A 26923-nucleotide genomic window follows, 5' to 3' on the forward strand; every position below is an offset into this window, starting at 1 on the left:
TCGTGTGTGACTTCTTCAAAGAAGCTGTTTTTAAATGTTTTCACCGATAACGAATGTTTCGTTCTAGCCTGTCCTGTTTTTTCATAGAGTAATGAGAAAAGGGGGCCAGCGGAATGGGGTTGATTCGCGATTTTCGTCAGTTTGTCATCAGAGGCAGTGCTGTGGACATGGGTGTCGGGGTAGTATTGGGAGTGGCCTTCAGTGGTCTGATTAATTCACTCGTTAAAGACATCCTTATGCCACCGATTCGTTTTTTATATGCTAAGATCGGTATACAAAACATGTATATAAGTTTAACCGGTGATGTGTATCCTTCGCTGGAGAAGGCTGAAGAAGCAGGTGCCATTACGATCAACTATGGCTTGTTTACAATGGCCTTTATCCGTTTCATTATTATCCTGTTTGCCGTTTTCATTATCGTACGGCAAATCAAACGATGGAAAAACCCGCACAAACATCCAATTGACTCGATGACGAAAAAAGAATGCCCCTATTGCTGCCTGGCGATCCCTTCAAAAGCCGTCATATGTCCGAATTGTTCCTCTTGGCTGCAAGAAGAAAAGGTTAAAAGGTATCACCGGCCCAAGCCGACGTGGCGGATAAAATAAGATGTTTCTCTTGATTGCCAAGTGACTTGACATCACCCTGCTGTCCGGTAAAATAACGGTATAGTCACAAAATTATGTGTTTAATGACTTCTGCAGGGGGAGTGTCATATGACAAGAGAGGAACTAACCATAAAAGCTATCCAGACTGCCATGCAGAGTGGGGATCTAACATCAGAAGAACTTGTTCGTTATTATTTAAAACGGATTGCTGCTTATAATCCGTATCTTAACGCAGTACTCGAAGTAAATGCCGATGCCATGGCGATTGCTCAGGCACTGGATACTGAGCGGCAGCTGCAAACGTCACGCGGCCCTCTTCACGGGATTCCCGTTTTACTAAAAGACAATATCGATACCGGTGATACATTACATACAAGTGCTGGCTCATTAGCACTTGCCGGTTCATACGCCATAGAAGATTCCTTTATCGCAAAAAGAATACGTGATGCTGGCGGTATCATTATGGGAAAAGCAAATATGACAGAATGGGCGAACTTTATGACAGATGGCATGCCGAGTGGCTTTAGTTCAAGGGGAGGTCAAGTGCTGAATCCATATGGCCCGAACGATTTCGATGTCGGCGGGTCAAGTTCGGGATCGGGTGCCGCTGTTTCTGCAAACTTGACAATGCTCGCCATTGGTACAGAAACATCTGGTTCCATTTTAAGCCCTTCTTCAGAGAATGCCATCGTTGGTATCAAGCCGACAGTTGGTCTTATCAGCCGTACAGGGATTATCCCAATTTCCCACAGTCAAGACACGCCGGGACCAATGGCTCGAACTGTCCGCGACGCAGCCACTCTGCTCGATGCGCTGACTGGTGCCGATAACAAAGATCCGATAACACTGGCCGGAAGTGAAATGGCCGCAGACAATTATACGCAGTATTTGGATGAAGCTGGGTTGAAATCAGCACGAATCGGGGTTGTCAGGAAAGGGATTTTCGATCAAAAAGAGCTCACAGAATCAGCAAAGGCAGTCATAGAAGATGCCATTGAACAAATGAAACATGCAGGTGCTCAGATTGTTGATCCCGCAGATATTCCTGCTGCAGATAAGAAATGGGATCAGAATGTTATGGTTCACGAATTTAAATCAGATCTTAATGCTTACTTAAGCAAACTTGCACCAGATCAGCCGCATACCTTACAAGATGTCATCAAGTTCAATATGGAGCACAGCCAAGACACATTAAAATATGGGCAATCCCTGCTGCTCGCCTCTGAAGATACAAGCGGCACATTGTCTGAGCCAGAGTACCTGACGAGTCGACTGAACGATTTGCAATGGTCACAAAATGATGGAATCGATGCCGTGATGGATAACTATAATCTGGATGCATTACTATCTCCGGCAAACGCTGGAGCCGATATTCCAGCACGTGCAGGCTATCCATCGATTACGGTGCCTGGCGGTTTCACAAATGAAGGCCAGCCTCTGAATGTGACGTTCACAGGAAAAGCTTATAGCGAACCCGCTTTGATCAGATTGGCGTATGCATTTGAACAGGCCACAAATCATCGTGAGTCTCCCGGGATGTTAAGTGATGGACGTCCAGCACAATAGGGGTGGATGACTTAAAAAGACCGCTAACCCTTCAAACAAAAGCTGGAGACGTTTTTAAAGAAGCGGAAGAGAAATAACTGCAGGATGCCAGGTGTCAACAGTTATTCAAAAACGATGTGTTTCAAAATCACTTTTAATGGTACCATGTGATTTGGAGGATGGTTACTTATTCTTGGTTATGCAAGACTAATCATCCATCCGACATGTGAATTGTTCATAAAGAAAGAAGGAATTACGAAAATGTACCAGGCTTCTAATCCTGTAGGAAAATTAATGGCGACCTTTTTCGCTGCTTTTTTGATTGCGGTTATCGGACTGTACGCAGGTCAATATGTGCCGCCGAGCCTTATGCTGCCACTGTCTATTCTGGAGCTTGTTCTGGTTATTATTGTGGTTTTTACCCGGAAACACCAAGGGCTCGGCTACTTTGTTATGTATTTGTTCATGCTCGTATCCGGGATCACCTTATATGCTATCATCGCAAACTATGCAAGCGTATTGGGCGCAGATGAGGTATTTAAAGCTTTTGTGATAGCATTAGTTGCGTTCGCGGCCCTTGCTGTCTTTGGTTCTGTCACGAAATTTAATCTAGGCTTTTTAGGAAATATCCTGTTTTTCGGGTTACTCATATTGGTCGTTGTATCACTGGCAGGCATCTTTATTCCATTCTCCAACACCATCAATTTGATCATTGCCATTGCGGGGATTGGCATATTTGCCGGATACACGCTTTATGATTTCAACCAAATTGCCAGGAATGGCTTCAGCGAAAAGGATATTCCATCGATTGTGATTAATATTTATTTGGATTTCATTAATCTTTTCACGTATATTCTTCGCTTTATGCGCTATGCTGGAAAAAATAATTAATTATTAAAAGTCTGTTGACTTATTAGTGTATTAACCTTATAATACAGTATATCATGTATTAGGCGCTTAATACACGTTTTTTTAGCTAAACTGTATTAAATGATTAATACAGTTTACTTCATCAGATGAATTGGGAGCTGTGGTGATGGATGTGAATTTTAACAAACGGGATCCGGTTTATGTGCAGGTCATTCGGCATTTTAAGGAACAGATTGCGACCGGTGCATTTGAGCCAGGTCAGGAAATTACCTCACGGCGAGAGCTGGCTAACCAGCTAAAAATTAATCCGAATACCGTGCAGCGGGCTTATAAAGTAATGGAGGAGGCGGGGCTTATCTATACGGAGCAGAATGTGCCAAGTAAAATCACAAAAGATGAAACGATTCTTCAATCGGTTCGGGAGGAATTAATGAACGAAGCTGTTGATGAGTTCGTCCGGTCCATTCGTTCAATTGATGTTCCGATTGATGAGGTGCTGCAGCGTGTTAAAGAAACATATGACGCGAAAGACGAGGGGGGAACGCCATGATTGAGGTCAATGGGATCCGTAAAAAATTCGGACGCAAACGTGTGCTTCAGGATGTGTCATTTACCGCTGAAAAGGGTGAGGTTACCTGTATTATCGGTATTAATGGTGTCGGTAAAACGACAATCATGAATGCGATTATGAATCTGACACCGCTGAATGGCGGCCAGATTCTGATTGATGGGGAAAAACTCAGCAAGAAGAGTTATGAAAAAATAACCTTCATTCCTGATGCGATTATTATGCAGCCAACGATGACGATAGCTGAAGCGATGCAGTTTATGGCTGATTTTTATGACAGCTGGAATCAGGAACGCGCTGATGAATTGCTGGATTTCTTTAAGTTACAAGCAGGCGATAAAATTAATAACTTATCAAAAGGCAACCGGGCGAAGGTGAACTTGCTGCTCGGACTGGCACTTGATGTGGACTATCTGCTGATGGATGAACCATTTTCCGGTATTGATATTTTCAGCCGGGAACAGATTGCTGACGTGTTTACGAGCCATTTGGTAGAGGACCGCGGTGTGATTATTACCACACACGAGATTAACGATATTGAACATTTAATCGATCAGGCGGTTCTTCTGGACAACGGGGAAGTGCTGACGCAATTCAGCTGTGAAAAAGTCCGGGAAGACGAGGGCAAATCAGTTGTTGATGTGATGCGGGAGGTGTATCAGCCATGAAGCGTTTTGTGAAACTCTTAAACTTTGAATTAAGCCGGTTCATGAAGATTTATCTTGTGCTGGCGGCTTTCACAGCTATTGTGCAGATAACAGGTGTCATTGTTAAGGCTAAGCAATACTTGGGCAAAGCTAACGAAGCCATGACCACGGAAGGTCTTTCGCAGGCGCAGTTTCTTGATCGGAATCCGCCAATGTCGTTTTTGAATGTCACCCAGACACTCTGGTTTGTGGGACCCATTGCGATATGTGCGGCGGCCTTGATCTTTTATATATTTATGATCTGGTACCGTGACTGGTTTGGTAAAAACACATTTATCTACCGTCTGCTGATGCTGCCAACGACGCGCATGAATATCTATCTTTCCAAGGCCTCATCAATTGTCTTAATGACACTGGGCCTCATATCTTTTGAGCTGATACTCCTGCCGCTGGAAATGGGTATTCTGAAATGGATGCTGCCAGTTGACTTTTGGGAGTATATGTCAGTCAACCAGATCCTTAATTGGAACGTCCTAACAATACTTATTCCACACACCTTTACAGAATTTATTCTATATTATGGTGCCGGGTTTATGGCGGTATCGGTTCTGTTCACGGCTGTTTTATTCGAACGCAGTTTCCGGTGGAAAGGGATAGCGGCTGGCATTATTTATGCGCTGCTCTCACTTGCTGTCATGCTGTCACCGTTTTTGGTCAAGGTATTTGCAGATCATTACTACTTGTATCCCTTGGAAACAATCTGGCTGGAGATTGGACTGGGACTGGTTGTCACAGCCGGGTCCTTATGGACGGGTTACTATTTACTGACGAAAAAAATAACGGTGTAAAAGGAGTGATCACATGAAACGCTATTGGCGTTTGATAACTATTGTAACAGTAGTCGTCTTAACAATCGGAACCTTTTATATCCAGTCATCTTTGGCGGCGAGTGATTTGCCGGGCGTAACGATTGAAACCGTGAGTGGTGATGCGGATGAAATGGATCCTGTTACGATCGGTGGCAACTATAACGCAGATGGTCAGTTAGTGAACGTTCATGTTGATAAAACAGGTGCCACGTACAGCAACGAGCAATCACTATTTCAGCGTCTGCGTGGTAGTGTTCAGGAAAGAGTTCAAGAACTGCGGGAAGAGCACCGCGGGTTTATGCGCGGTAAACAAGGCAATGCAGTTTCTTATCTGGAAGCAGACAACAAGCTTGCTTATGCTAGTGTGACCAATCAAATCGTTTCTCAAGGAGATAAGGCAGCATTTGATATCGCTGTGCTTGATAAAGAAAGCGGGGAGACAACATCGTTCACGGTCCCTGTGCCGGACAGAGCCACCTATAATTATCTATACATTGATGATGTGCAAATGAGCGATGATGAATTAGTCCTTATCACACGAAATATAACAAAGGACGGGAAGAAGGAAGAGCGTCTCTATCATGCCGATATGGGGGAACAAACCATCAGTGATGGTGAAACGATTTTATCCCAGGATCATACAAACACGAATAAGAGAGACGTCAATTTTAACATCCTGACATCTGGTGACGGAACAGCACCCCGCAAGGATATTCTGTTCCGAAAAAGGAAGCAAATAACTGTGTCGGAGGGTGATCAGGACAAACAGCAAGCGCAGGAATTTGAAACAAAAACAGCTGGGTATGTGGCCTATAATCTGAAAACCGGCGAGACGCAAGAACTGGATACGCCCGAAGCATTAGCGGATCAAGCGGCTATCAGTCGTGATGACACAACGCTTTATTTCAAAAACGGGGAGAAAGTGACAGTTTATAATTTTGAAAAGGGCGAGATAACGCAAAAAATTGCTCTTCCTGAGTCATCCAGTTCATCCAGTGCAAAAGATCGGAGATCAGGGTCTGTCATGCGGATCAAGGATAACAAAGGCTATATCCTGACGCGAAATGAAGACATGCCGCAGCGACTGCTGGTGCTTGATTTAGCATCCGGTGACACGCTGTATGAAGGCCGGATCAGCTTTGATGATATTGACGATAATGCGACAGTGTATCTGTCTAATTTAACGATTGACTGAGGCCATGAAGCTGAGATATAACGAAGCAGCATAGACTTAAGTAAAAAGCCGGCAGTCAGCCGGCTTTTAAAAGCGTAATCGTTAGGGTGTGGAACTCTCAACAAGGCCTTGTATCGATTACGATATAGTATGTATGCTATTGGCTAATAGAAGCGGCGTTTCTATTAAGAGAGATGCGTATTTTCTAGTGTTGCTGGCTGGTAATATATTCGCCTGAAGGCATAATGCTTTAGCAACGTTCATATAGATGGTTCTGGTATAACATCCCGGTTAATTGGAGGGATCAGCTTGCGTGATATAACAGCCATTCTCATCGATTATTCAGATCAGGCAGCCCTGTCCAGAGCACTCAATTCGCTGCGTCCGATTCGCTCCCGGATCAGCTCAGTTATGGTATTGTACCGGCATGAACGTCCGTCTGACGGTTTGACTGATGCTGTTGATAGTGACCATTTGCAGCTGATATCGGCTCAGGGTGAGGATATGGGAAAATGGCTGCAGGAGACGATAAACACGCTTGCGACACCTTTTGTGTTATGGCTGAGCGGCAGGGATTATCTGCCGGCAGCCACAACACCTGATACGTTTCAGTTAGATGATAACCAGACTGTCTTAGGGACCTTCAAACAGCGCCGGAACACAACGATCCAAACCCCTGTCTTTGTCCGCACGTCGCGTGTCAGCGAAAAACCGCTAAACTTGAGTTCGGAGCTGCCGTTTCAAGAGGCTCTGCTCCCGTCCTGGCTTATAAGGGTGCCTGATTCAGAAAAGATTTTTAAGGAAGGTCTCGTTAAAGAAGCTGGGATAAGCCATGAACGAGATACAGTCGAGACGTATCAATTTATGCAAAAATATCAGCTGGAACCTGCGCATATCGAGCGCCCCAGCCTTACCGTGATTATGCCGGCTTACAATATGGCGGCTTATGTCCAGACTGCTGTTGCTTCAACGTTGCTGCAGCATGATCAGCCGGATCAGCTGCTGATCATGGATGACGGGTCAACGGATGCGACGCATGAGCGCCTGCAGCGTTACAGTCAGGACCGGCGGGTGCAGCTTTTTCAGCAGGAGAATAGCGGGAAGGCACGAGCGTTAAATCGTTTATTGGCGCATGTGACATCGGATTTTATACTGGAACTCGATGCCGACGACTGGCTTGATCCTGACGCCATTTCGGTGATTAAAACGCATTTGGCAAGGCTTCCCGCTGATAGAGCAGTCTTATATGGCAATTTGCGACTATGGAAGCAGCTGTCAGGCACTGTTCAATTTAAACAGCTTGCCAGGGGTATGCCTGTCAGCGGAAGGAACGATCTTTTAGCGTATCGCTTTCCGCTCGGGCCGCGTGTTTACCGGACATCTTTGTTAAAACGGAAAGGCGGTTTTCCGGTCAGTGATTTTGCTGATGGCAGGCTGTACGAGGATGTCAGCACCTTAAATCGCTTAATTAAGCATCACCGGTTTCAGTATGAGGATTTCACTGTCTACAATGTTCGTAAGCATTCCGAAAGCATTACGAAGCAGAACGATGCCCATTGGCGGGACTTCTTAAAGTCACTTGACTAGCAAACTAGTGTTGATTTTCCATGAATGTGTTGACCGCTTGAATAACGTTGTCTTGCTGCTGCCGCGATAATGTCGGGAAGATAGGCAGTGCCAGCACGTGATCGGCGGCTTTTTCGGCAATCGGAAAATCACCTTTTTGATAACCGAGACTGCTGAACGCTGGCTGCAGATGCAATGGAACAGGATAATAAATCGCTGTCGCAATATTTTTGTGTGTTAAAGCCGCTGCCAGTTCATCGCGGTGGTTCAGCTCAATATTATATTGATGAAACGTGTGCGCCCGGTCCTTCACTGTTTCTGGCTTTGTAAGCAGCGGGGACAGGTTGTCAGTGTAGCGTCTGGCAATGGCTTGCCGTTGTTGGAGGAAAGTGTCCAAATAGGGCAGCTTAGCCAGCAGGACAGCTGCCTGGACTTCATCAAGCCGGCTGTTGGTGCCGCTGGTTGTATGATAGTATTTCTCAGAGCTGCCATGATTGCGCAGCTGCCTGACTCGATCAGACAGTTGCGGATCATCGGTCGTGACGAGTCCAGCATCGCCAAATGCGCCGAGATTTTTGGAGGGAAAGAAGGAAAAGCAGCCAAGATCACCAATCGACCCCACCTGTTTGCCGTGGTATTCTGTACCGATGGCCTGGCAGGCGTCTTCAATCACCCGTAAACCATACGCATCAGCCAGTTCCATAATAGCTTCCATAGGAGCGGCTTTCCCGTATAAATGGACGATGATGATGGCCCTGGCCTTGTGTGATACAGCTTTTTCAATACGGTCAGGATCGAGGTTGTACGTGTCCGCGTCAATATCTGCAAATACGGGTGTGGCTCCGGTCTGGGCAATCGCTCCGGCGCTGGCAAAAAAGGTGAATGGCGTTGTGATCACTTCATCACCTGGCCCTATATCCAGTGCCTGCAGTGACAGCTTTAAGGCGTCTGTGCCGCTTGCGGTCCCGATACCATAGGCTGTTCCGATACGGCTGGACAACCGCTTTTCCAATTCGTCACCCTTCTCGCCCAATACATAGCTGCCACTCGCCAGAACCTCGTTAACTACTTCTGTGACGGGCTCTTTAAGAAGAGTCCATTCGGCTTTTAGATCAGCCATAGGGATGTGTGTCAAAACCATCACCTCCTGTGTTTCCGATGCCTGCATAGGTAATGCCGTGCCGCGTGATGTCTTGTTTGTTCAGTTGATTCCGGCCGTCCAGAACAATTTGGCAGTTGGGGAACTGACTGAAATCAAGTTCGCTGTATTGTTTGTGAAATGCCTGCAGTATCACGCCATCGATATCGGCACATGCTTGACTGTTTAATGTGAGTGGCGTGGCTTCGCAGTTCAGGATGTCCTCGTCAGAGAATAGGGGATCGTGAACAAAAGGGTGTGCGCCTTTATTTTTGAGCTCTTCGATGAGCAGAAGGGCTGTTGATTTGGCGGGCTCCTTCACGTCGCCCCGGTAGGAGAGACCCAGAATCAGAATAGTTTTATCGTCCAATGCTCCGATCTGTTTTTCGATTTTGTTAATAGCGTAGTTTGCCATGCCGTCATTAACCTGCCGTGATAGAGGGACGAGGCCGGTGTTCAGGCCCTGATTGATGAAAAAGTAAGGATAGACCGGAATACAGTGGCCGCCGACGCCAATACCAGGCGAATGGATATGGGCATAAGGCTGACTGTTGCTGGCCTGAAGGACTTCCGGCATATGGACATCAAGCCTGTCAGCAAACATGGCGAGTTCGTTGGCAAGCGCAATATTCACATCGCGATAAACACATTCGGCGATTTTGGCGAATTCAGCTGTTTCCAGTGAGCGCACGTCGATTAAAGGGCACCCAAGGGCTTTTTGATAAAAGGCCGCAGCACGTTTGCGGCTTCGGTCATTGATGCCGCCGATGACTTTGGGGTAATGCTCTAAATCATGGATTATCTGATTGGCATAAACCCGCTCGGGACTGTAAGCGAGATCGACGTCTTTTCCCGGCTGCCAACCGGATGTCTCCTCAATCATTTTCCCGAAGCGGTTTTCGGTATCGCCGGGCGGAAGGGTTGTTTCAAATATGACCAGTGAGTCCTTCTGAAGGCCCTGTGCGATAGTCTTAACGGCTTGATCAATGCTGCGATAGTCAATCTTGTTTTGGTCATCGGTTAATACAGGAACGATAACAACGATAATATCAGCCTGGGCGACAGCTTCAGCCGTATTAGTGGTTGCCGCTAATGTATTAGCGTGACGGGCTGCTGTGATAAGATTAGCCAGTCCCGGTTCATTGTCGATGTGTGACGTTCCTTGATTAACCGCAGCTACAGCGGTGGGATCAATGTCCGCACCGATGACGTGATAGCCATTACGTGCAAACAGCGCTGCCAGAGGAAGGCCAATTTTGCCGAGACCAATAACGGCGACAGTGGATGCAGCGGGGTTGTGCGAGTCGTCCATACGATAACCTCATTTCTTTATAAACGTTACGTTATGTTATGCTGCGAAAGTGGCGTTTGCGTGTGCTTGTGTTTGAACGCGTCATTGATTGATTGCCCCGCACAGATAATACCTGCCGCCTGATCAGAATCATGGTGTCTTAAGCTGTTTCGCAGGCACGCCGGCAACGGTGACAGCGTCGGCAACATCTTTGGTGACGACAGAACCAGCACCAACGATACTGCTGGATCCGATGGTTATATTTGGCAGAAGGGACGCATTATGACCAACTTTCGCGCCTGTTTTAATATAAGGGCCAGTTAGAGTTGATGGTTCAGTCCCCATATATTTATCGTTCGCCATCGAGACATCAGGGCCGATGAACACATTGTTTTCCAAGGTTGTGTCGCCCGTAATATAGGCTTGTGTCTGAATGGTACAGGCTTTGCCGATGCTGGTATTTAATTCGATGATTGCCGCTCTTCCGATGACGGAGGTATCATCAATCAGGACATTTTCCCGGATGCTTGCGTGATCACCGATGAAGCCATTTTTCCCGATACGGGTTCCGGCGTAGATAGAAGCCAGATGTCCGATTGTTGTGCCTGCCTGAATGATTAACGGGTCAGCCTGGCTGGCTGTGTTCCGCATACGCTGATTGCCCCCTGGCTTGATGCCGAGGACACAGTTATGACCGATTGTCACATCGTCGCCTATATATGTCCCCTTTAGAATTGTGGTGTTGTGACCGATCGTCACACGCTCCCCCAGAACAACACCGTCTTCCAAAATGACATGCGTTCCGACCTGCGTGGTACTCGGAATAGATGCCAATCGAATCCCTCCTTTATTAAACACGTGTTAAATCATATGCTGTTTTTTCCTGAACGGTGTGGTTTTTTAACGGGACGAGTAAAATTCATAGGGCAGAGGCCAATTTTGCCGTGTTCTCAGTATGACAGTCTATTGTCTTAGAGAAGCTCGCGCATAGACTATCGAAGAACTTCTATTAGTCAAGTGAGGCGATTTGTATGAAAGTAGGTGTCATTGGAACAGGGCATATGGGACAAAATCATGTCCAGACGTATCTGGCCATGAACGATGTTTGCCAGCTGGTCGGAATCTATGATGATGATAAACAGACAAAACGTGACGTGGCAGAGTACTATCGGGTCCAGTCATTTCAGTCCGTTGATGATCTGCTCGGATCTGTTGATGCTGTCAGTATCGCGGTGCCAACAGAGCGCCATTATGCCATCGGGCTGGCCTGTGTCCGGCGAAACGTGCATATGCTGATGGAAAAGCCGCTCACAAATACTGTGGCAGAGGCTGACGATTTAATTGCAAAGGCTCATGCGAAGGGCGTTAAACTGCAAACAGGCCATATCGAACTTTATAATCCATTCATCCAGGTGTTGCTGGAATTGCTGGAATCTGAATCCATCATTGGCATGAGCTGTCACAGAGTCAGTCCGGAAGAAAGCCGGCTGCAGAATGTTAATGTTGTGACGGACTTAATGATTCACGACATCTATATATTTAATGAATGGTTTTCAGACAGCACGCTTGATTTCGCAGCTGTCGGACAGGTTTCAGGGGATACGCCAAAGCATGCAGCCGTTGTTCTCAGAACGTCACAAGGGGAGACGGCTCAATTGACATCAAGTTTTATGGCCGGCAGGAAGGTGCGATCGATTCGTATTCTGACTAAGAATGGCATGATTGAGGCAGATATACTGCATAAGGAAATTAACGTCACGCGGACGTTCACCGAGAAAACAGGTCAGGACCCGATTCCGGTTTCCCAGACGATTCAAGTCGGCGATGCGGCTCAGCCGTTATATCTCCAATTAAGGGACTTCTTGAGTTGTCTTAAATCTGATTCTGAGCCTTCTGTTACTGGTGAGGACGGCAGACGAGCGCTGGCAATGGCCAATCAGATTACAGATGCCATTGTTTCGCGCAGCACTTATCACTAGCATTATTTGCAGATGAAAAGCCCCCGGCCTGTTGTGGGCCGGGGGCTTTGGTGTATGGGAGGTGTTTCCGGAGTTATGCTGCAGCGACAGGGAAGCGGACAAAGTTAATCGCATCTAATGACAAGTACACTGTTGTATTGTCATAGCCTGTGTCGATCTTAACGACCAGAACCAAATCGTCTGTTACGCCTGAGAGAACACCTTCAATTAAATTGTTACCCGTTGCAATTTCTACTCTTGATCCAACGCGTGTGGCAAGTTCAGCTGCCAACGTAGCCTGAAACATGTGAATCCCTCCTTATAATTGACTGACTTGTTCTATCTTATCGATCGGAACAAGATTTAACGATCCATCGCTTTCTACCAGCACAGCGTAGTTATCCTTTACTGCTATCAGTGTTCCGGTTACCGGCCCGAATGGTGTGGTGATTTCTACTTGATCGTTTTGGAGGTTAAGCAATACATCCCGCATTGTCTGGGGGCTCGAAGGCTGGGATGGCTGTGTGGGTGGATTGGTATTGCCCGGTTTGCCAAAATCCAGATTCAATCCGGTATTCATATCAAAGCCTGGTACATTAACGGAAACATTTTTATTCATATCAGCGTTTGGGGCTGTTGTCTGCTCTTGTCCTGTATTTTGATCCGGTATTAAACTCTGGTTTAACTGATTCACCAATTGCAGCAGATTTCGCTGACGATCTGTCAAATTGGCCATGATCCATCATTCCTTTCGTTAAAAGTTAAGATTTCCCGTAAAAGGTTTATTAAGACATGCCGGGGAGACTCCGGGTGACTGGTGCTTTTAAGTGGATGGGGTGCTTGAGTAGCCTCCCCGGCATGGGGGGGTTGTTACAGAATATCGAGGCTGGCGACAACGGCGAGCAGTACTTGGAGCATGATTTGGACGTTTACGGCAATATCTGTATCCTCGGTTGTGATTTCTACATCTTTTGATTGTTCGACGATGGTCTTTTGCCGGTTTGCCTGTTTTGTTTTGGCAACCTGTTTAAAGCTGTTTTTGATATCCCTGGCTTGTGTTGAATCAGCGATAGCAATTTGAATGACAGCGGTGATGGCGGCCTCGATACCTAGTTGGAGGGAAACCGCCGTTTGCCGGTCGGTCGTTGTCACATCAATGTTTTCGGAGTCTTTAATGATGATCCATTCATCTGATGTTTGCTGGGCAGCTGCCGATTGAACAGCATTTTGGTCTATAGTCGCATTGCTGTTCTGCTTGGCAGGCTGATCACAGTGGTCCAAAGCACGCCAGTTTGTTTCTGTCATATGGCTCATATTTTCCAGCTCCTTTCTTGAAGATTTATAAAATGTCAACCATCGCAACAAGGGCTACAAGCAGCTGCAGCATGACTTGAATGTTGATGGCCAGATCCGTATCCCGTGTGGTGACGACAGCGTCTTTTGTGTTATAGATATAAATTTTTTGTTTATTGACTTGCTCGGCATCAAAGTTCTGGAAGAGTTCCTGTGATATGGCTTCACTTTGCCCGGAGTCGGCAATGGCAATGTTTAGAACAACGGCGATTGCCAGCTGTAAACTTGCCTGGAGTGAAACGCCGATTTGTGTGTCTGTTGAATCGACACGGATGTTGCAAGATTCCTTTACCCAAATCATCTCGGCTGATTCCTGATCCATAAAGTCGTATTGACTGGCACTCTGTGAAACAGTGGCTGGTTCAGCTTTTGGCATCTCATATGGGTGGTCATGATTGTAGTCGTACTCAGGTTTATTGTGTTGGTGTCTGCAGTCTTTGCAAGTGCTGTAGCCAGGTTCGCAATCATGGGTGCCGCATTGCTGACAGTGGTGCTGGTGGTTATGCTCATGTTTGCCGCAGTTGCTGCACCCGTACTGATTGCTGGTGGATCCGCAATGCCCGCAGCTGATCTGATGCCCGCGCTTGCGTTTATCCTTGAGGTAGAAGTACTTGCTTTTGTCACCGTAGGGATTCATCGTATGGTGTTCGTGATTTGACCTCATTTTTTAACACTCCTTTCATTTCTTAATAATAAGCTATGGTTTTTCCTATTAGTTGGATTGTATATCTAACTAGATTAGCCGCTTTTGGACAAAAATAAAGAAAACACCTATTAGGAAGGTGTTTTCTTTAATAGACATTAGTCATCTGATTCGTTCGTCTTCTTTTCCCCTTGATTAAATTGTTCGACTTGTTCCTTCAGGTCATCAACCATACTCTTAAGCATTTGTTTCTGGTCAGAGGGAATATTCTTTTTGACTTCTTCGGGCTCGACGTTATTTTTGCGGAATATATCGTCAATCATGACCCTGACAACTTGCTCAGGAATCATGTTCTGCTGAGATGAGTCTTCAGCCATAGTCATCACCTGCTTTCTATAAGCTTTGGTTCATCTTATGGCTTTAAGGCGGGGGCTGACTGTATTGTTGTCTATGATTTGTCTGTTAATGTGTCAGCTGCTGATAGACTATCATCCTAGGGCAGGCAGGGGGCGGCTGGCAGATGGCTTATCCTGTTTACGTGAGATAAGCTGTATAAAGTTTATTTAATTTCTCCGCAAACAAATCCATCTGAACAATGCGGGCCTCACGCATATATTCTTTTCCTCCTGCAAACACGAGAATGACGGGGACGGTAAAAATGGAAAAGCGGCCGGCAATCGCCTCCAAATGATCAGCGTTGACATGCCCCATGTGGACGGCCGGATAATCTTCCAGAAGCTCTTGAACCTGAGGAAATAAGCCGTGGCAGACACTGCAGCCGGTCCGGGAGATAAATAAAAGGGTTAGTGAATGGCTGGTGAGAAAGTCATCAACTTGCTCAAGCGTCGTTAAGTCGGTGTAGTCGTTCATGATTCTGTCTCCTTTGGTGTTTTGCTGTTATATAATAAACTGCCGCCCGTTAAGGCGACAGTTTTTAGCTAATCTCTATAAAGCGGAGGAGGTGGGATTCGAACCCACGCGGCGCGTCAACGCCCTAATGCATTTCGAGTGCATCCCCTTCAGCCGGGCTTGGGTACTCCCCCAAATAAAAGAGTGCTGGTGAGAGGACTTGAACCTCCAACCCCTTCATTACGAGTGAAGTGCACTACCAATTGTGCTACACCAGCATGTTGTTTTGTTTAATTCCATAGAAAATAATAATACAAATTGTCGTTTTGTGCAATGGATTTGTCTCGATTTTTTTGCAGTTTAAATGAGCGGGTCATTGCTTAAGACTTAAGTTTAAACCTTATTATACACGTCCTGATGGTGATTATTCCAAGGCCGGCAGGAAGGGTGAACAGACTGTCACTCACCAATTATTGGCAAGTGACAGGACAGACTAAATACTTTCTTCTATCAAATGTTTAATCGTATCGGTTTCACCTTTATGGAAAGCATCCACGATTTTGCTTCCGATAATCACACCATCACAGCTGGAGCTGAGGTCACGCGCCTGCTCTGGAGCTGAAATGCCGAAACCGGCTAAAACGGGTGCATCCGTCATTGTTTTTAATGTTTGCAGATAGGTTTTGACCTGGCTGTCATGCTTTGACCGGGCACCTGTTGTTCCGGTGACTGAAACGGCATAAAGGAAGCCCTCTGTCCGCTGGGCGATAGCCGTGAGCCGTTCATCCGGGCTGGTCATGGCGGCCAGACGGATGTGGCTGATGTCTCGCTGGTTTAAGCTATCAGTCACAATCTGTTCTTCCTCCAGCGGCAAATCAGGTATAATCACGCCGCTGACGCCAGCACTGGCACAATCCTTGGCAAAACGCTCGATCCCATACGTATAGATAGGGTTGAAATAAGTCATGAAAACGACCGGGATGGTTAACGTCTGGAACGTCTGCAATGTTTCCAGAACGCCTTCCAGTGTTGTGCCACCTGCTAATGCCCGCTGGCCGGCATCCTGGATGACCGGCCCGTCAGCTACCGGGTCAGAAAAGGGGATGCCAAGTTCCACGGCTGCCGCTCCACAAGCTTCCAGAAAGGCGAGGCGTTCTTCCAGGATATCCAGACCGCCATCACCGGCCATAATATAAGGAATGAGCAGGTTTTTTCCTTCCGCGCGTTTAGCTTCTAACGTCTGATTTAAAAAGAGATTAGTCATTTGCAGTCCCTCCCAGCATGTCTTTGACTGATGCAACATCTTTATCACCGCGCCCGGACAGGCAGATAACCAGCGACTCGGTTTCGCTCATCTGGTTGGCCTGTTTCATTGCAAAAGCAACCGCATGAGCACTTTCGAGAGCCGGAATAATACCTTCTGTCTGTGACAGGTCTTTAAATGCGTCGAGTGCTTCCTGATCGGTGACTGAGGTGTACGTGACCCGGCCGGTGTCTTTCAGATAGCTGTGCTCAGGGCCGACACCTGGGTAGTCAAGACCTGCTGAAATCGAATAGGCTTCCTCAATCTGACCGTCCTCATCCTGCAGCAAATGAGTCATCGTACCGTGCAGCACGCCGATATTGCCAGCTGTCAGGGTAGCGGCATGCTGCTGGGTTTCGATGCCGCTGCCGCCTGCTTCGACTCCATATATGGCAACGCCCTCATCCTCGATGAACGGGTGAAACATGCCCATTGAATTACTGCCGCCGCCGACGCAAGCAATGACAGCGTCCGGCAATTGTCCCTCAGCGTGCAGGTGCTGCTCTCTTGTCTCTTTTCCAATAACGGACTGAAAATCGCGCACCATTTGCGGAAAAGGATGCGGGCCGACGACAGAGCCGATAATATAGTGCGTGTCAGATACATGGCTGACCCAGTAGCGCAGGGCTTCATTAACCGCATCTTTCAGCGTGCCATTGCCCTGGGAGACGCTTTCGACTTTCGCACCGAGCAGCTCCATCCGGAAAACGTTTAATTTTTGGCGTTCGATATCGGTTTCACCCATGAAAATGACACAGTCTAATCCAAGCAGGGCACAGACCGTTGCTGTTGCGACGCCATGCTGGCCGGCACCGGTCTCGGCAACGACTTTCGTTTTCCCCATCCGGCGTGTTAACAGAGCCTGGCCGATGGTATTGTTAATTTTATGAGCACCGGTATGGTTTAAATCTTCGCGTTTTAAATAGATTTTAGGCCCGCCCAGTCTTTCTGACAAATGCTGGGCATAATAGAGCGGCGTTTCACGGCCGACATAGTTCTGCAGATAATCATTAAGTTCGTCATTGAAAGCCGGGTCGTTTATGGCTTCTTGATAAGCGTCATCCAGTTCGAGTAAAGCCGGCATCAGCAATTCCGGGACAAACCGCCCGCCGAACTGGCCATACTTTCCTGCGTTATCAGGGTTTGCATACGTGCTCATGGTTCTCATCCTTTCTGTTTGGCGTTTTGAATGAATTGGTTTATTTTTGCCAGATCTTTCGTGCCATCTGTTTCCACCCCACTGGACACGTCGACCGCGGCCGGTCCTGCCGCGGTAATGGCTGCATGCACGTTTTCGGGTGTCAGTCCGCCGGCCAGTATGGTTTTGTGCGGGTCGAGGCTGCTGTCTGCGAGCTGTTTCCAGTCAAAGGTTGTGCCATTGCCGCCCCGGCCGGGTCCTGTTGGACTGTCAATCAAGTTATACGTGCACGGATAACGTTTAATCGTTTCCGGGTGCTGCTCACGCAATCGGAAGGCCTTGATCACAGGATAGGGGAGTGACGCAGCGAATGATGGCGGTTCGTCCCCGTGCAGCTGAATCATGTCCAGGCCGGCCTGTTCGGCTGTTGTCATAATGGTATCGCGGGAGGCGTTCACAAACACACCGACTTTTGCTAGTGACGGCGGCAAGTCCGCCGTGATGCGGGCTGCCTGCTCTGGCGTCAGCTGGCGTTTGCTCGGTGCAAAGACAAACCCGAGAAAATCCGCTCCGGCTCTGAGTGCTTCCTGTGCAGCTGCAGAAGTCGTGATACCACAAATTTTAACGTGCATGAAAATGGCCTCCTTCAGGGAGCGGGACGCGCAAGTCAGTGACCATGCCCCGCACATCATCAGAGCGCATCAGGGTTTCGCCCATGAGAACAGCGCGGGCACCGGCGTGTGCTGCCTGCTGGGCGTCTCGGCGTGAGGCCAGGCCGCTCTCACTGATGATTAAGGTGTCCGGATTTGTCACCAGCGAAGCCAGCTGCCCGGTCGTAGCCAGATCGACCGTGAATGTGTTTAAGTCCCGATTATTGATGCCGATCACATCAGCCCCCAGTTCAATCGCGGTCATCATTTCCTGTTCATTATGCACTTCGCAAAGCACATCCAGTTTCTGCTCTTTGGCATAGGCGAACAGATTCTGCAATTTGAACGGGGACATGGCGGCCACGATTAACAGAATGATCGAGGCGCCTGCCGCTTTGGCATGATCAATTTGCACTTGATCGATGAAAAAGTCTTTAGCAAGGAGCGGGACATTAACCGTCTGCCGAATCGTGCGAAGGTCATCCATAGATCCTTTGAAAAATGGCTCATCCGTTAAAACGGAAATGGCTCCGGCACCACACGCTTCATATAAAGCCGCTTTGCGGGCTGGATCAACGTCAGGGTCGATCGAGCCTTTGGAAGGTGAGGCCCGTTTAATTTCGGCGATGACCGTCATGTGTTCTGCGCTTGAAATTGTTTGGACAAAGGATGGTGTTGCGCGCGTCTTCCCAGTGCTTTCGGGAAGCGGCTGCTCTTTTAAAGACGTCACTTCTTTTTCTTTTTGCTGAAGAATTTCCGTTAAAATACCCACTTACATCACCTCGCTTGCAGCATGCCGGCTGTAGTCAACAAGCCGGTTCAGTGTTTTGAGGGCAGCGCCGCTGTGAATGCTTTCATTTGCCATTTCGATCCCCTTGCTGATTGACGGGGCGGCCCCGTTCGCGTACAGGGCCAGCCCGGCATTCAGAAGGACGGTATCGAGATGCGGGCCTGGGGTGCCATTTAAGACATCACGCAGGATTCGGGCATTGTCTGACGTATCACCGCCCTGGATTTGCTCATTGGCATAAACCGGCAGATTAACATCGGACGGATGAAGGGTGAATGACCGCACGCTGCCATTTTCTAAAAGTGACAGATGATTCTCACCCGCGAGTGATGCTTCATCCATATAACCGGCACCGTTAACGATCAGTGCGCGCCTGCGTCCCAGCTGTTTGAGTGTTTCCGCTAAGAGCGGCAGCATGTCACGGCGGTAAGCCCCCATGAGCTGCGTGTCGAGGGCTACTGGATTGGTCAGCGGTCCGATGATGTTGAAGATGGTTGGTATGGCCAAGTCTTTCCTGACAGTCGCGAATCGCTTGATACCAGGGAGAACATGCGGTGCAAATAAAAACGCAATATTGTTGTCGTTCAGCATATCGATCACGTGCTGTTTGGAAAATGATAAGGAAACACCCAGATGCTCCAGGACGTCTGCACTGCCTGTTTGACTTGTCACACTGCGGTTGCCGTGTTTGGCGACTTTCACACCAGTCCCGGCTATGACGAAAGCGGCTGTTGTACTGATATTAAAACTGTGTGAGCCATCCCCCCCTGTACCGCAGTTATCCATGACGTGAGCGACGGCATTCGTTGACTGGCTTGACTGGGCGCGAACCGCCTTGACGAGTCCGGCAATTTCCGCCGGTGTTTCGCCTTTAGCGCGTAATGCAGTCAGAAAAGACGCGCGTTCACTTTCGCTGACGTGGTCATCAAAAGCGGCTGCGGTGGCCGCTTGCATTTCCTCTAATGATAAATCCTCTCTGGCAAGCAATTTTTCCAGATACTGTTTCATGCTTAAAACTCCTCTCTTGAAAGTGATGATGCTGATAGCCTCAGTCATGTCTGGCCCGATGTTACATGGTGCGCGGAAACGTCCATTAGAGCCTTTGCTTTGTTTAGTGTTTCAGCATACTCGGATGCTGGATCAGAATCGGCGACAATGCCAGCGCCGGTTTGCAAGATGGCCTGATCACCCTGGATGATCAGAGACCGGATAGCAAGGGCCATATTCAAGTCATGATTGAAACTGATATAGCCAACCCCGCCGCCGTAAAAACCGCGCCGGTTGTCTTCAAGCTGATCGATGATGGCCATGGCACGTGATTTTGGCATGCCGGAAACCGTCCCGGCCGGTAAACACGCCTGGAGTGCATCAAGACTCGTATAGCCGGCAGCGAGCTTCCCGTGTACTTCAGAGACCATGTGCATGACATGCTGGTAGTATTCCACTGTCATATAGCGGGAGAAGCGCACACTGTTCTGTTCACAGATACGGCCCAGGTCATACTGGCTCAGATCAGCCAGCATTTTATGCTCAGCGATCTCTTTTTGATCTGTTGTGAGATCCTGCAAGAGAACCTCATCTTCTGCTGCTGTCCCGCCGCGCGGACGTGTGCCGGCTATTGGATTCGCGGTGACGTCTGAACCGTGTATGTCAACCAGACTCTCCGGTGAGGCTCCTAAAACCGTGTAATCCGAAAAATTGATATAGAACATATAAGGTGACGGGTTCGCCTTGCGCAGTTTTCGATAGTAGGCAAATGGATCACTTGTAATGGGTGCTTTCATCCGCTGGGATAGCACAATTTGAAAAACATCGCCCTGGCTTATATGATTTTTGGCCTGCTGGACAAGGTCCATAAATTGCGCCTGATCCATCTCAGGCTGAAATGTCATGGCTTCATCAGCTGGCAAATCAGCGGTCGGAAATGGTCTTAGTGCTTTTTTTAGTTTCTCAAGTCGTTCATCCAGGATATCTTCAGATGCTTGATCCATAGTCACTGTGACAAGAAAAACCGATTCAGCGTGATGGTCATACACAATAATCGACTGATACAGCATTAAGTGGGCATCCGGCATAGCACTATCGGCCTGCAAGTCACCCCCGATTGTTTCCTGACTGCGGATGGCGTCATGACCGATGTAGCCCACGGCACCACCGAAGAAAGGGAATGGCAGCGTTATATCCTGCTGCGGGCATACGGCCTGAAAAACGTGCAGAACTGGTTCACTCCGGCTGATGGCTGTTCCTCGCCGGTGGTCATAAATGGTTGTTACATCGCCATTTCCGGTCAATTCCATATAGGGATCGGCGCCAATAAACGAATAACGCCCCTTTTCGTCATGATGACGGGAACTTTCGAGCAGAAACTTATTCCTTCCGTCAAGGTTCTCGTAGATACTAATAGGCGTCAGATTGTCAGCATTTAATTCGGTATATTTGCAGTTCGCCATATGAACGATGCTCCTCTCTTTATCTGGATCCAATAAAAAAGTCCTCTGCATCACACATGTGTGTGGTGCAGAGGACGATTGTGATCGCGGTGCCACCTCTTATTGGAGATACGTATCTCCATCTCTTTTCGGCTGCGGAAGGCGGGCAAATGTCTTTTTGTTAACTATAAAGTCCGAACAAGTGACATAAAGAGCTGGAGCAATAAGTCCGCTCCGGAAATAGACGCCGCTAAATCCTGAATGTCGTTCGTCTTTAGAGCTGGCAACTTAAGTTTTGTCCCAGCCTCGACAGCCTATCCGTGTAACGGCGGAACTCCGTGTTTCCGTACTGTGATTTCAGGAAACCTCTTGTAAGGCCATTCAGCTATGATTCACGTGCCGGTATCACACCATCACCGGCTCTCTGTAACGCTTCACGAAAGCCTACTCTTCTTACGCAGCGATTTGGCTGGATTATATTAAATGTTTGTGGTGAGTTATGCCTGCTCAGCAGCTGGCGGCTGCGTGACTCAATAAAAAAACGGGTTCCTCATCCTATAAAAGGACGAGGAACCCGCGGTGCCACCTTTGTCAGCTGTAAACAGCCTGCTCTGGCCGTATCAAACATGTCTGTTTCATACGCATCCCAGTAACGATGGGACTGTCGCCAAAGCCTACTGCCTGTACGGTTCGGTTTGGAGCTCTGAAGGCCATTCATCTGCCGCTCACGTCGGTTCACACCAGCCACCGACTCTCTTGAGTGGAACAAACAGATTACTCTTCTTCGTCATCGCTTTGTTCGTTGTATTGATTGCTTTCAATCATAAGGTGATTTTCGTTTTCTGTCAACTGATTTTTTAAAAAATAAATAATTGCTGTTTTGAACAAGCCTTTGTATGCTATTTTAAATATAGACATTTGCAAAAGGAGTTCTGAGTTATGCCCAAGCGAAAAGTAGGCATTATTTTTGGCGGTCAGTCAGCCGAACATGAAGTGTCATTGCAATCAGCTAAAAATATCGTCGATGCGATTGATCACGATAAATACGATGTTATGCTAATCGGAATTGATAAACAGGGGAAGTGGCATATCAATGATCAAGCGTCCTATCTGATTAATGCTGAGGATCCTGAACGGATTCAGCTGCATAAATCAAATAAGTCTGTGGGCGTCGTTCCGGGTGCGACCGATCATCAATTGGTGAGGGCAGCGGATGCGGAAAAACTTGAGCAGCTGGATGCCGTGTTTCCAATCGTTCATGGCACCATGGGTGAAGATGGCAGTCTGCAGGGGCTGATGCGGATGGCCAATCTGCCATTTGTCGGGACCAGTGTGCTGGGTTCAGCCATCTGCATGGATAAAGATATTGCTAAGCGTCTGCTGCAGGCGTCTGGCATCAATGTGGCGAAAGGTCTGGCTTACACATTTGCCGAACGGTCGATGATCGATTTTACGTATGCCAGGGAACAACTGGGCGTGCCGATGTTTATTAAGCCCGCCAATCAGGGGTCGTCTGTCGGCGTCAGCAAAGTGTCGACACAAGCTGCGTTTGATCAGGCGATTAACGAAGCGTTTCAATACGATCAAAAGCTAGTAATTGAAGAAACGCTGAAAGGGCGCGAGATTGAATGTGCTGTTTTAGGCAATGACGATCCCAAAGCGTCGGTTCCGGGCGAGGTGCTGCCGCAGACTGAATTTTATTCCTATGAGTCCAAGTATATTGACGAAGAGGGTGCGATCCTCGAAATGCCAGCTGCGTTGTCAGCTGATGAGGTGAGCCGTCTGCAGACAACGGCTGTCGCGGTTTTTAAAGCTTTGGAGTGTGCCGGACTGGCACGTGTCGATTTCTTTTTGACCACGGACGGGGCTGTTTATGTCAATGAAGTTAATACGCTTCCAGGTTTCACTCGAATCAGTATGTATCCGAAACTATGGGAAATCAGCGGTATTTCCTATCCTGAATTAATTGACCAGCTGATTGAACTGGCGATAGAGCGACACGCGCAATACAGCCAGCTGAAAAGTGCTGTATTTGAGGACGACTAGCGTTAATAGACTGACATAAATGTGTTTTGTTTCATCAGCCGCTCCGGAAATAGACATTTTCTCCGCGGGCGGCTGGTGAGCCTTTTCCTGCGCTCATATTTGTCCCGGTGTCTTGCATGTTTATTAGCCTTGAAAACGTGTGAATTTGTCAGCAGCGGCTATGCGTTCTTTTTTAGCCGGCTTGTTATCAAAATAGCCCAGATGCAGAAAGCCGACAATCTTCTCCTGATCACCGACCCCGAGAATGTCTTTAACCTGAGGATCGTATATATGGGCGTTCGTTTTCCAGACGACACCGAGCTTCTGCTCCCAGGCCAGCAGCCAAAAGTTTTGAATCATGCAGGCGGTGGCCCCGAAATTCTCCTCCCACTGCTTCTGGCTGGCAGGCACGTCCATCACAACAATGAGGAAGGCAGACGGTTCCAAGAGATACTCGTAACGATTTTGCTGCCGGTGTTCCGGATAAGTAGACGCGACTTCGCGTGCGAAACGGTCTTTCGCGTCAGAGCCGATAAAAATAAAGCGCCATGGCTGGCGGACACCATGTGTGGGTGCCCATACGGCATCTTCCAATAAATTTAAGACAGCTGCTTCGGTGACAGGTTTAGCATTGTAATGTTTTTTCACGGCACGCCGGTCACGGATCACTTTTTGCAATGCCGTTGATTGGTGGGTTGTTTCCATGGATAGCCTCCTACTTCTCATCTCGGCATATATCTTTGCTAATTGCTGTCAATTGTAGCTGATGGCGCGGCAAAACGCAAAAAGCGAAAGGATGCCTCTCGCATTTTGCCGGAAATGGCCGGATGCAACACATGCCGTCTGCTTATGACAGGCGGGGTGATTCTGCTATACTGGCGGCAAGGCTTATACGTTAAGACGAGCGGTTGTGCTTTCCGTGATTTAAATTATCGTGTTAAAGGAGCATCCCTGACCATGACGCAGCGCATTCAGCAAGCATTGGAACAGGCGGGTGAGCATGCCCGGCTGGAGACGGTTCAGCGTGTGGGTGGCGGCTCAATCAATGACAGTTACTATGCCAGAACGGCAAATCAGGCATACTTTATAAAATATCAGCCGAATGCTCCTGAGAATTTCTTTGATCTGGAAACACAGGGGCTGGAGCTGATCAGGGAGACGCAATCTATTGCTGTCCCACATGTGTATGCCCTGACTGAAGACACGCAGGGTGCCTATCTCATCATGGCGTGGGTGGACGGAAAACCTGCAGCCAGCACTGAGTGGCAATTGGGTGACCGGATTGCGGCGCTGCACCAGTCGACCGGTCAATGGCATGGATTTTCCGCTGATACCTTTGTTGGAACGCTTCCGCAGCCGAATGGCTTATTTGCCAGCTGGCTTGCCTATTACCGCGACCAGCGGCTTATGAGACAATTACAGCTGGGAATTGAGCAGGGCACCATGACAGGCAAACGGCGTGAGCGCATGGAAAAACTGCTCGAAAATCTGCATAAGTGGGTGCCGGACGATGTGGCGCCCGCTTATCTGCACGGAGATCTGTGGGGCGGTAACTGGCTCGCCGGTCCCGATGGCGAGCCGTATGTGATTGATCCGTCGTTTTTGTATGGTGATCGGCATTTTGAACTGGCTTTTACGGAAGTATTCGGCGGTTTTGGCCGTGATTTTTATCAGGCTTATCAGGAACGCTTCCCGCTGTCAGCTGATTATGACGCTATTAAACCAGTGTACCAGCTGTATTATTTGCTCGTTCATTTGAATATGTTTGGGGAAGTGTACGGGCGGTCTGTTGACAGGATTTTGCAGCGCTATATCGGTTGATGAGTGCCATGGCGCCAAGGAAATGTCCGAATGTGTCCTGCCTGAGAAGGCCTTTCCCTAAGTCAAGTCGTGTATGATAGACATGATGAGAGTGGTGTGATGGCGCATGAGCTTTTATGACGTGCTTGTTTTTATCCATGTGTTTTCAGCAATTTTAGGCATGGGGCCGGGTTTTATCCTGACCTATATTTTGACAAAGGCCCGGAACATGTCTGAACTGAGGCATGCTTACCTGATCCGGAGCCATCTGCATGGCTTTGTCATGGTCGGCGGGATCCTGCTTCTCGTGACCGGTCTGTGGATGGGAGCACTGAACCCTGCGTTGTACAGCCAGGGCTGGTATGTATTAAGTCTCGCCTTATTTCTAATCGCGCTTGCTATGGGGCCGCTGGTTTTAGCTCCAAGGTCCAGGCCGATCAAACGTCTGCTGCGGGAGCATCAGGGCGAGACAATTCCTGATGACTATTATCGCATGGCTAAAAAGCTTTTTTTCTGGGAGCATTTGGAGAACATTATTTTTCTGCTTGTCATTGCACTTATGATTCTGAAGCCTTTTTAAAGAAAAAGAGGCTCAACCGCCCGGAAACAGACATCTTCTCCGCGGGCGGTTATTGAGCCTCCTCATGCCGGTCTGTTGGCGTACTTTAATCTGCTTTTCCGAGATATTCTTCCAGTGTCAGTTCTTGTTCCATGATCGCTGTTGCTGCCTCTTCTCCGACATACCGCAAATGCCAGGGTTCATACTGGTATCCTGTAATGGCTTGTTTGCCTTTAGGATAGCGGATGATAAATCCATAATCGGCAGCGTTTTTTTTCAGCCACTTGCCTTCTGCGGTGTCACCAAAGTCTTCCACTAATTTAAAATTAACCTCAGAACTGGTAACATCCATTGTCAGCCCGGTCTGATGCTCGCTTTCGCCGGGTTTGGCACTGAATTGATTCGCAGCTTCTTCACCACTTTCACGGACATTGGAGGCGAAAATAGCATCCTGCCGGTCAAATGAGCGATAGCCGGACTGGGCAAACAGCTCAAGATCTTCTTCATTGGCTGCCTGAAACATGTCTTCCAGTGCTGTGGCGGCTGCTTGGCGCATTTGTTTCTTAGGCAGTGATTCGTCAAATGGGAACTGGACATCCGGCTCAACCAGATTCAATGGTTTAAAGCCATCCGGCAGAACGTGATCTTTGTTAACGAGTGCCAGGATTTCGTGCGGATTGCTGATGGCTGTGTCTTCGTCGCTGGGTTTATCAAGCTTTCGGCCTGGTTTAATCGCTTTGACATTATCCTTGTATGCCTGCATGGCTTCCTGGGTTCGGTCATTATACACGCCTGTGACATCCAGGTTGTCCTGCTGCATTTGATAGTCTGTCACGGCCCAGATCGTTAGCGCATCATAGGTTCCGCTTAATGCAATGTCATAGCCGATCCTCTGCAGTTTTTCCTGCAGGGCTTTCACTGACTTGCCTTCATCGTTTTTCTGCAGGTGCTTATCGGGCAGTTCCAGTGGCTGATCAGCTGCGCTTGTTTGTTCAGCCTGGGTTGTTTGCTTATTGTCGTCAGCTGTATCGTCACCGCCAGCACTGCAGCCTGTTGCAAGCAGCAGTGTCCCCAGTGCTGCTGAGGCGATTGTGAGGCGTTTGTTGCGCATGGTCTTCTCTCCCTGCTTTCTCCGTTTTATTTATCCATT

At 48.1% G+C, this 26923-nt stretch carries 31 protein-coding genes, 2 tRNA genes and 2 other annotated features; of the genes, 13 read left to right on the top strand and 20 right to left on the bottom strand.

All coding sequences use genetic code 11. The annotated features are described in order from the left end of the window. The first annotated feature begins 113 nt into the window (after positions 1–113). The 8 genes from mscL (at position 114) to ACFQU8_RS06215 (ending at position 7868) form a co-directional block, all read left to right on the top strand. A complete protein-coding gene (mscL, locus tag ACFQU8_RS06180) occupies positions 114–608 on the top strand; it encodes a large conductance mechanosensitive channel protein MscL (RefSeq protein ID WP_382358323.1) in 495 nt (164 codons plus the stop codon). A 108-nt stretch (positions 609–716) separates the two neighbouring features. Next, positions 717–2174 (top strand): amidase family protein, encoded by a 1458-nt coding sequence (locus tag ACFQU8_RS06185; RefSeq protein WP_382358324.1) that lies wholly within the window; start codon positions 717–719, stop codon positions 2172–2174. A gap of 240 nt (positions 2175–2414) precedes the next feature. Continuing rightward, on the top strand, positions 2415–3044 hold the full coding sequence (locus ACFQU8_RS06190) for a Bax inhibitor-1/YccA family protein (RefSeq protein ID WP_382358325.1): 630 nt from the start codon (positions 2415–2417) through the stop codon (positions 3042–3044). Between the two features lie 145 nt (positions 3045–3189). Then, positions 3190–3573 carry a GntR family transcriptional regulator gene (locus tag ACFQU8_RS06195; RefSeq protein WP_382358326.1) on the top strand — a complete coding sequence of 128 codons (384 nt, stop codon included), beginning with the start codon at positions 3190–3192 and terminating at the stop codon, positions 3571–3573. After that, on the top strand, positions 3570–4259 hold the full coding sequence (locus tag ACFQU8_RS06200; protein WP_382358327.1) for an ABC transporter ATP-binding protein: 690 nt from the start codon (positions 3570–3572) through the stop codon (positions 4257–4259). Before ACFQU8_RS06195 ends, ACFQU8_RS06200 begins: the two co-directional genes overlap by 4 nt. Further along, positions 4256–5086, top strand: coding sequence for a hypothetical protein (locus tag ACFQU8_RS06205; RefSeq protein ID WP_382358328.1), 831 nt, complete (start codon positions 4256–4258; stop codon positions 5084–5086). Before ACFQU8_RS06200 ends, ACFQU8_RS06205 begins: the two co-directional genes overlap by 4 nt. Positions 5087–5099: 13 nt before the next feature. After that, positions 5100–6302: a hypothetical protein gene (locus ACFQU8_RS06210; protein ID WP_382358329.1), complete on the top strand. Its 1203-nt coding sequence runs from the start codon at positions 5100–5102 to the stop codon at positions 6300–6302. Between the two features lie 288 nt (positions 6303–6590). Continuing rightward, positions 6591–7868 carry a glycosyltransferase family 2 protein gene (locus ACFQU8_RS06215; protein WP_382358330.1) on the top strand — a complete coding sequence of 426 codons (1278 nt, stop codon included), beginning with the start codon at positions 6591–6593 and terminating at the stop codon, positions 7866–7868. Positions 7869–7872: 4 nt separating this feature from the next. Here ACFQU8_RS06215 and ACFQU8_RS06220 read toward each other — a convergent pair whose 3' ends face one another. The 3 genes from ACFQU8_RS06220 to ACFQU8_RS06230 all read right to left on the bottom strand — a co-directional run bounded on the left by ACFQU8_RS06220 (position 7873) and on the right by ACFQU8_RS06230 (position 11110). Continuing rightward, complete coding sequence (locus ACFQU8_RS06220) at positions 7873–8982, bottom strand: DegT/DnrJ/EryC1/StrS family aminotransferase (RefSeq protein WP_382358331.1); 1110 nt, start codon at positions 8980–8982, stop codon at positions 7873–7875. After that, complete coding sequence (locus tag ACFQU8_RS06225) at positions 8960–10297, bottom strand: nucleotide sugar dehydrogenase (protein ID WP_382358332.1); 1338 nt, start codon at positions 10295–10297, stop codon at positions 8960–8962. Before ACFQU8_RS06225 ends, ACFQU8_RS06220 begins: the two co-directional genes overlap by 23 nt. A 129-nt stretch (positions 10298–10426) precedes the next feature. Then, complete coding sequence (locus tag ACFQU8_RS06230; RefSeq protein ID WP_382358333.1) at positions 10427–11110, bottom strand: acyltransferase; 684 nt, start codon at positions 11108–11110, stop codon at positions 10427–10429. Between the two features lie 197 nt (positions 11111–11307). On the opposite strand from ACFQU8_RS06230, the gene ACFQU8_RS06235 reads away from it, so the two are divergent. Then, a complete protein-coding gene (locus ACFQU8_RS06235; protein WP_382358334.1) occupies positions 11308–12255 on the top strand; it encodes a Gfo/Idh/MocA family protein in 948 nt (315 codons plus the stop codon). Between the two features lie 73 nt (positions 12256–12328). On the opposite strand, the gene ACFQU8_RS06240 is transcribed toward ACFQU8_RS06235, so the two are convergent. The 4 genes from ACFQU8_RS06240 to ACFQU8_RS06255 form a co-directional block, all read right to left on the bottom strand. Continuing rightward, on the bottom strand, positions 12329–12541 hold the full coding sequence (locus ACFQU8_RS06240; RefSeq protein WP_382358335.1) for a hypothetical protein: 213 nt from the start codon (positions 12539–12541) through the stop codon (positions 12329–12331). A 12-nt stretch (positions 12542–12553) separates the two neighbouring features. Beyond that, entirely contained in the window at positions 12554–12970 is a 417-nt protein-coding gene (locus tag ACFQU8_RS06245; RefSeq protein ID WP_382358336.1) for a hypothetical protein, read from the bottom strand. 134 nt (positions 12971–13104) lie between these two features. Next, positions 13105–13548, bottom strand: a complete 444-nt coding sequence (locus ACFQU8_RS06250; protein WP_382358337.1) for a spore coat protein — start codon at positions 13546–13548, stop codon at positions 13105–13107. A gap of 25 nt (positions 13549–13573) precedes the next feature. Continuing rightward, complete coding sequence (locus ACFQU8_RS06255) at positions 13574–13963, bottom strand: spore coat protein (RefSeq protein WP_382358338.1); 390 nt, start codon at positions 13961–13963, stop codon at positions 13574–13576. Positions 13964–14008: 45 nt separating this feature from the next. On the opposite strand from ACFQU8_RS06255, the gene ACFQU8_RS06260 reads away from it, so the two are divergent. Continuing rightward, on the top strand, positions 14009–14245 hold the full coding sequence (locus ACFQU8_RS06260) for a hypothetical protein (protein ID WP_382358339.1): 237 nt from the start codon (positions 14009–14011) through the stop codon (positions 14243–14245). Positions 14246–14388: 143 nt separating this feature from the next. Here the strand turns inward: ACFQU8_RS06260 and ACFQU8_RS06265 are convergent, their stop codons facing one another. From ACFQU8_RS06265 to ACFQU8_RS06315, 11 genes are all read right to left on the bottom strand, one after another. Beyond that, entirely contained in the window at positions 14389–14607 is a 219-nt protein-coding gene (locus tag ACFQU8_RS06265) for a spore coat protein (RefSeq protein ID WP_382358340.1), read from the bottom strand. Positions 14608–14764: 157 nt separating this feature from the next. Further along, the gene (locus tag ACFQU8_RS06270) at positions 14765–15100 is read right to left on the bottom strand and encodes a thioredoxin family protein (protein ID WP_382358341.1); all 336 of its coding nucleotides are present in this window, start codon (positions 15098–15100) and stop codon (positions 14765–14767) included. Positions 15101–15183: 83 nt separating this feature from the next. After that, positions 15184–15273: transfer RNA gene (locus tag ACFQU8_RS06275), tRNA-Ser, on the bottom strand. 11 nt (positions 15274–15284) lie between these two features. After that, positions 15285–15357 (bottom strand) — tRNA-Thr (locus tag ACFQU8_RS06280). Between the two features lie 215 nt (positions 15358–15572). Next, the gene (gene trpA, locus ACFQU8_RS06285) at positions 15573–16343 is read right to left on the bottom strand and encodes a tryptophan synthase subunit alpha (RefSeq protein ID WP_382358342.1); all 771 of its coding nucleotides are present in this window, start codon (positions 16341–16343) and stop codon (positions 15573–15575) included. Further along, positions 16336–17541 (bottom strand): tryptophan synthase subunit beta, encoded by a 1206-nt coding sequence (trpB, locus tag ACFQU8_RS06290; protein WP_382358343.1) that lies wholly within the window; start codon positions 17539–17541, stop codon positions 16336–16338. The genes trpA and trpB overlap by 8 nt, the downstream gene beginning before the upstream one ends. Before the next feature lie 5 nt (positions 17542–17546). Next, positions 17547–18152, bottom strand: coding sequence for a phosphoribosylanthranilate isomerase (locus ACFQU8_RS06295; RefSeq protein WP_382358344.1), 606 nt, complete (start codon positions 18150–18152; stop codon positions 17547–17549). Next, positions 18142–18942: an indole-3-glycerol phosphate synthase TrpC gene (trpC, locus tag ACFQU8_RS06300; protein WP_382358345.1), complete on the bottom strand. Its 801-nt coding sequence runs from the start codon at positions 18940–18942 to the stop codon at positions 18142–18144. Before trpC ends, ACFQU8_RS06295 begins: the two co-directional genes overlap by 11 nt. Further along, positions 18943–19968 carry an anthranilate phosphoribosyltransferase gene (trpD, locus tag ACFQU8_RS06305; RefSeq protein WP_382358346.1) on the bottom strand — a complete coding sequence of 342 codons (1026 nt, stop codon included), beginning with the start codon at positions 19966–19968 and terminating at the stop codon, positions 18943–18945. A gap of 44 nt (positions 19969–20012) precedes the next feature. After that, a complete protein-coding gene (gene trpE, locus ACFQU8_RS06310) occupies positions 20013–21410 on the bottom strand; it encodes an anthranilate synthase component I (protein WP_382358347.1) in 1398 nt (465 codons plus the stop codon). A 67-nt stretch (positions 21411–21477) separates the two neighbouring features. After that, positions 21478–21859 (bottom strand) — a binding site (T-box leader). 88 nt (positions 21860–21947) lie between these two features. Next, positions 21948–22189: a binding site (T-box leader), on the bottom strand. Beyond that, positions 22164–22307 (bottom strand): hypothetical protein, encoded by a 144-nt coding sequence (locus tag ACFQU8_RS06315; RefSeq protein ID WP_382358348.1) that lies wholly within the window; start codon positions 22305–22307, stop codon positions 22164–22166. (Overlaps the previous feature by 26 nt.) A 21-nt stretch (positions 22308–22328) precedes the next feature. Here ACFQU8_RS06315 and ddlA point away from each other — a divergent pair, with 21 nt between their 5' ends. Further along, on the top strand, positions 22329–23435 hold the full coding sequence (gene ddlA / locus ACFQU8_RS06320; RefSeq protein WP_382358349.1) for a D-alanine--D-alanine ligase: 1107 nt from the start codon (positions 22329–22331) through the stop codon (positions 23433–23435). Between the two features lie 123 nt (positions 23436–23558). Here the strand turns inward: ddlA and ACFQU8_RS06325 are convergent, their stop codons facing one another. Continuing rightward, positions 23559–24119 (bottom strand): nitroreductase family protein, encoded by a 561-nt coding sequence (locus ACFQU8_RS06325; protein ID WP_382358350.1) that lies wholly within the window; start codon positions 24117–24119, stop codon positions 23559–23561. A gap of 42 nt (positions 24120–24161) precedes the next feature. On the opposite strand from ACFQU8_RS06325, the gene ACFQU8_RS06330 reads away from it, so the two are divergent. Then, positions 24162–25235 carry a fructosamine kinase family protein gene (locus ACFQU8_RS06330; RefSeq protein WP_382358351.1) on the top strand — a complete coding sequence of 358 codons (1074 nt, stop codon included), beginning with the start codon at positions 24162–24164 and terminating at the stop codon, positions 25233–25235. 106 nt (positions 25236–25341) lie between these two features. Next, positions 25342–25794, top strand: a complete 453-nt coding sequence (locus ACFQU8_RS06335; protein ID WP_382358352.1) for a DUF2269 domain-containing protein — start codon at positions 25342–25344, stop codon at positions 25792–25794. 85 nt (positions 25795–25879) lie between these two features. Here the strand turns inward: ACFQU8_RS06335 and ACFQU8_RS06340 are convergent, their stop codons facing one another. Next, complete coding sequence (locus tag ACFQU8_RS06340) at positions 25880–26884, bottom strand: D-alanyl-D-alanine carboxypeptidase family protein (RefSeq protein WP_382358353.1); 1005 nt, start codon at positions 26882–26884, stop codon at positions 25880–25882. Between the last annotated feature and the right edge of the window lie 39 nt (positions 26885–26923).

This window comes from Lentibacillus kimchii (genome assembly GCF_042666895.1).
GTDB classification, from domain to species: Bacteria; Bacillota; Bacilli; order Bacillales; family Amphibacillaceae; genus Lentibacillus; species Lentibacillus kimchii.

What these genes read in the sequence shown, in the direction of transcription:
- ACFQU8_RS06240 (WP_382358335.1), bottom strand. Translation starts at nt 12,541, where the DNA reads ATGTTTCAGGCTACGTTGGCAGCTGAACTTGCCACACGCGTTGGATCA.
- ACFQU8_RS06325 (WP_382358350.1), bottom strand. Translation starts at nt 24,119, where the DNA reads ATGGAAACAACCCACCAATCAACGGCATTGCAAAAAGTGATCCGTGAC.
- ACFQU8_RS06265 (WP_382358340.1), bottom strand. Translation starts at nt 14,607, where the DNA reads ATGGCTGAAGACTCATCTCAGCAGAACATGATTCCTGAGCAAGTTGTC.
- trpD (WP_382358346.1), bottom strand. Translation starts at nt 19,968, where the DNA reads ATGAAACAGTATCTGGAAAAATTGCTTGCCAGAGAGGATTTATCATTA.
- ACFQU8_RS06250 (WP_382358337.1), bottom strand. Translation starts at nt 13,548, where the DNA reads ATGAGCCATATGACAGAAACAAACTGGCGTGCTTTGGACCACTGTGAT.
- ACFQU8_RS06225 (WP_382358332.1), bottom strand. Translation starts at nt 10,297, where the DNA reads ATGGACGACTCGCACAACCCCGCTGCATCCACTGTCGCCGTTATTGGT.
- ACFQU8_RS06340 (WP_382358353.1), bottom strand. Translation starts at nt 26,884, where the DNA reads ATGCGCAACAAACGCCTCACAATCGCCTCAGCAGCACTGGGGACACTG.
- ACFQU8_RS06295 (WP_382358344.1), bottom strand. Translation starts at nt 18,152, where the DNA reads ATGCACGTTAAAATTTGTGGTATCACGACTTCTGCAGCTGCACAGGAA.
- ACFQU8_RS06245 (WP_382358336.1), bottom strand. Translation starts at nt 12,970, where the DNA reads ATGGCCAATTTGACAGATCGTCAGCGAAATCTGCTGCAATTGGTGAAT.
- trpA (WP_382358342.1), bottom strand. Translation starts at nt 16,343, where the DNA reads ATGACTAATCTCTTTTTAAATCAGACGTTAGAAGCTAAACGCGCGGAA.
- ACFQU8_RS06205 (WP_382358328.1), top strand. Translation starts at nt 4,256, where the DNA reads ATGAAGCGTTTTGTGAAACTCTTAAACTTTGAATTAAGCCGGTTCATG.
- ACFQU8_RS06315 (WP_382358348.1), bottom strand. Translation starts at nt 22,307, where the DNA reads ATGTCTATATTTAAAATAGCATACAAAGGCTTGTTCAAAACAGCAATT.
- ACFQU8_RS06335 (WP_382358352.1), top strand. Translation starts at nt 25,342, where the DNA reads ATGAGCTTTTATGACGTGCTTGTTTTTATCCATGTGTTTTCAGCAATT.
- ACFQU8_RS06200 (WP_382358327.1), top strand. Translation starts at nt 3,570, where the DNA reads ATGATTGAGGTCAATGGGATCCGTAAAAAATTCGGACGCAAACGTGTG.
- trpB (WP_382358343.1), bottom strand. Translation starts at nt 17,541, where the DNA reads ATGAGCACGTATGCAAACCCTGATAACGCAGGAAAGTATGGCCAGTTC.
- ACFQU8_RS06185 (WP_382358324.1), top strand. Translation starts at nt 717, where the DNA reads ATGACAAGAGAGGAACTAACCATAAAAGCTATCCAGACTGCCATGCAG.
- trpE (WP_382358347.1), bottom strand. Translation starts at nt 21,410, where the DNA reads ATGGCGAACTGCAAATATACCGAATTAAATGCTGACAATCTGACGCCT.
- ACFQU8_RS06210 (WP_382358329.1), top strand. Translation starts at nt 5,100, where the DNA reads ATGAAACGCTATTGGCGTTTGATAACTATTGTAACAGTAGTCGTCTTA.
- ACFQU8_RS06190 (WP_382358325.1), top strand. Translation starts at nt 2,415, where the DNA reads ATGTACCAGGCTTCTAATCCTGTAGGAAAATTAATGGCGACCTTTTTC.
- ACFQU8_RS06255 (WP_382358338.1), bottom strand. Translation starts at nt 13,963, where the DNA reads ATGCCAAAAGCTGAACCAGCCACTGTTTCACAGAGTGCCAGTCAATAC.
- mscL (WP_382358323.1), top strand. Translation starts at nt 114, where the DNA reads ATGGGGTTGATTCGCGATTTTCGTCAGTTTGTCATCAGAGGCAGTGCT.
- ACFQU8_RS06270 (WP_382358341.1), bottom strand. Translation starts at nt 15,100, where the DNA reads ATGAACGACTACACCGACTTAACGACGCTTGAGCAAGTTGATGACTTT.
- ACFQU8_RS06235 (WP_382358334.1), top strand. Translation starts at nt 11,308, where the DNA reads ATGAAAGTAGGTGTCATTGGAACAGGGCATATGGGACAAAATCATGTC.
- ACFQU8_RS06195 (WP_382358326.1), top strand. Translation starts at nt 3,190, where the DNA reads ATGGATGTGAATTTTAACAAACGGGATCCGGTTTATGTGCAGGTCATT.
- ddlA (WP_382358349.1), top strand. Translation starts at nt 22,329, where the DNA reads ATGCCCAAGCGAAAAGTAGGCATTATTTTTGGCGGTCAGTCAGCCGAA.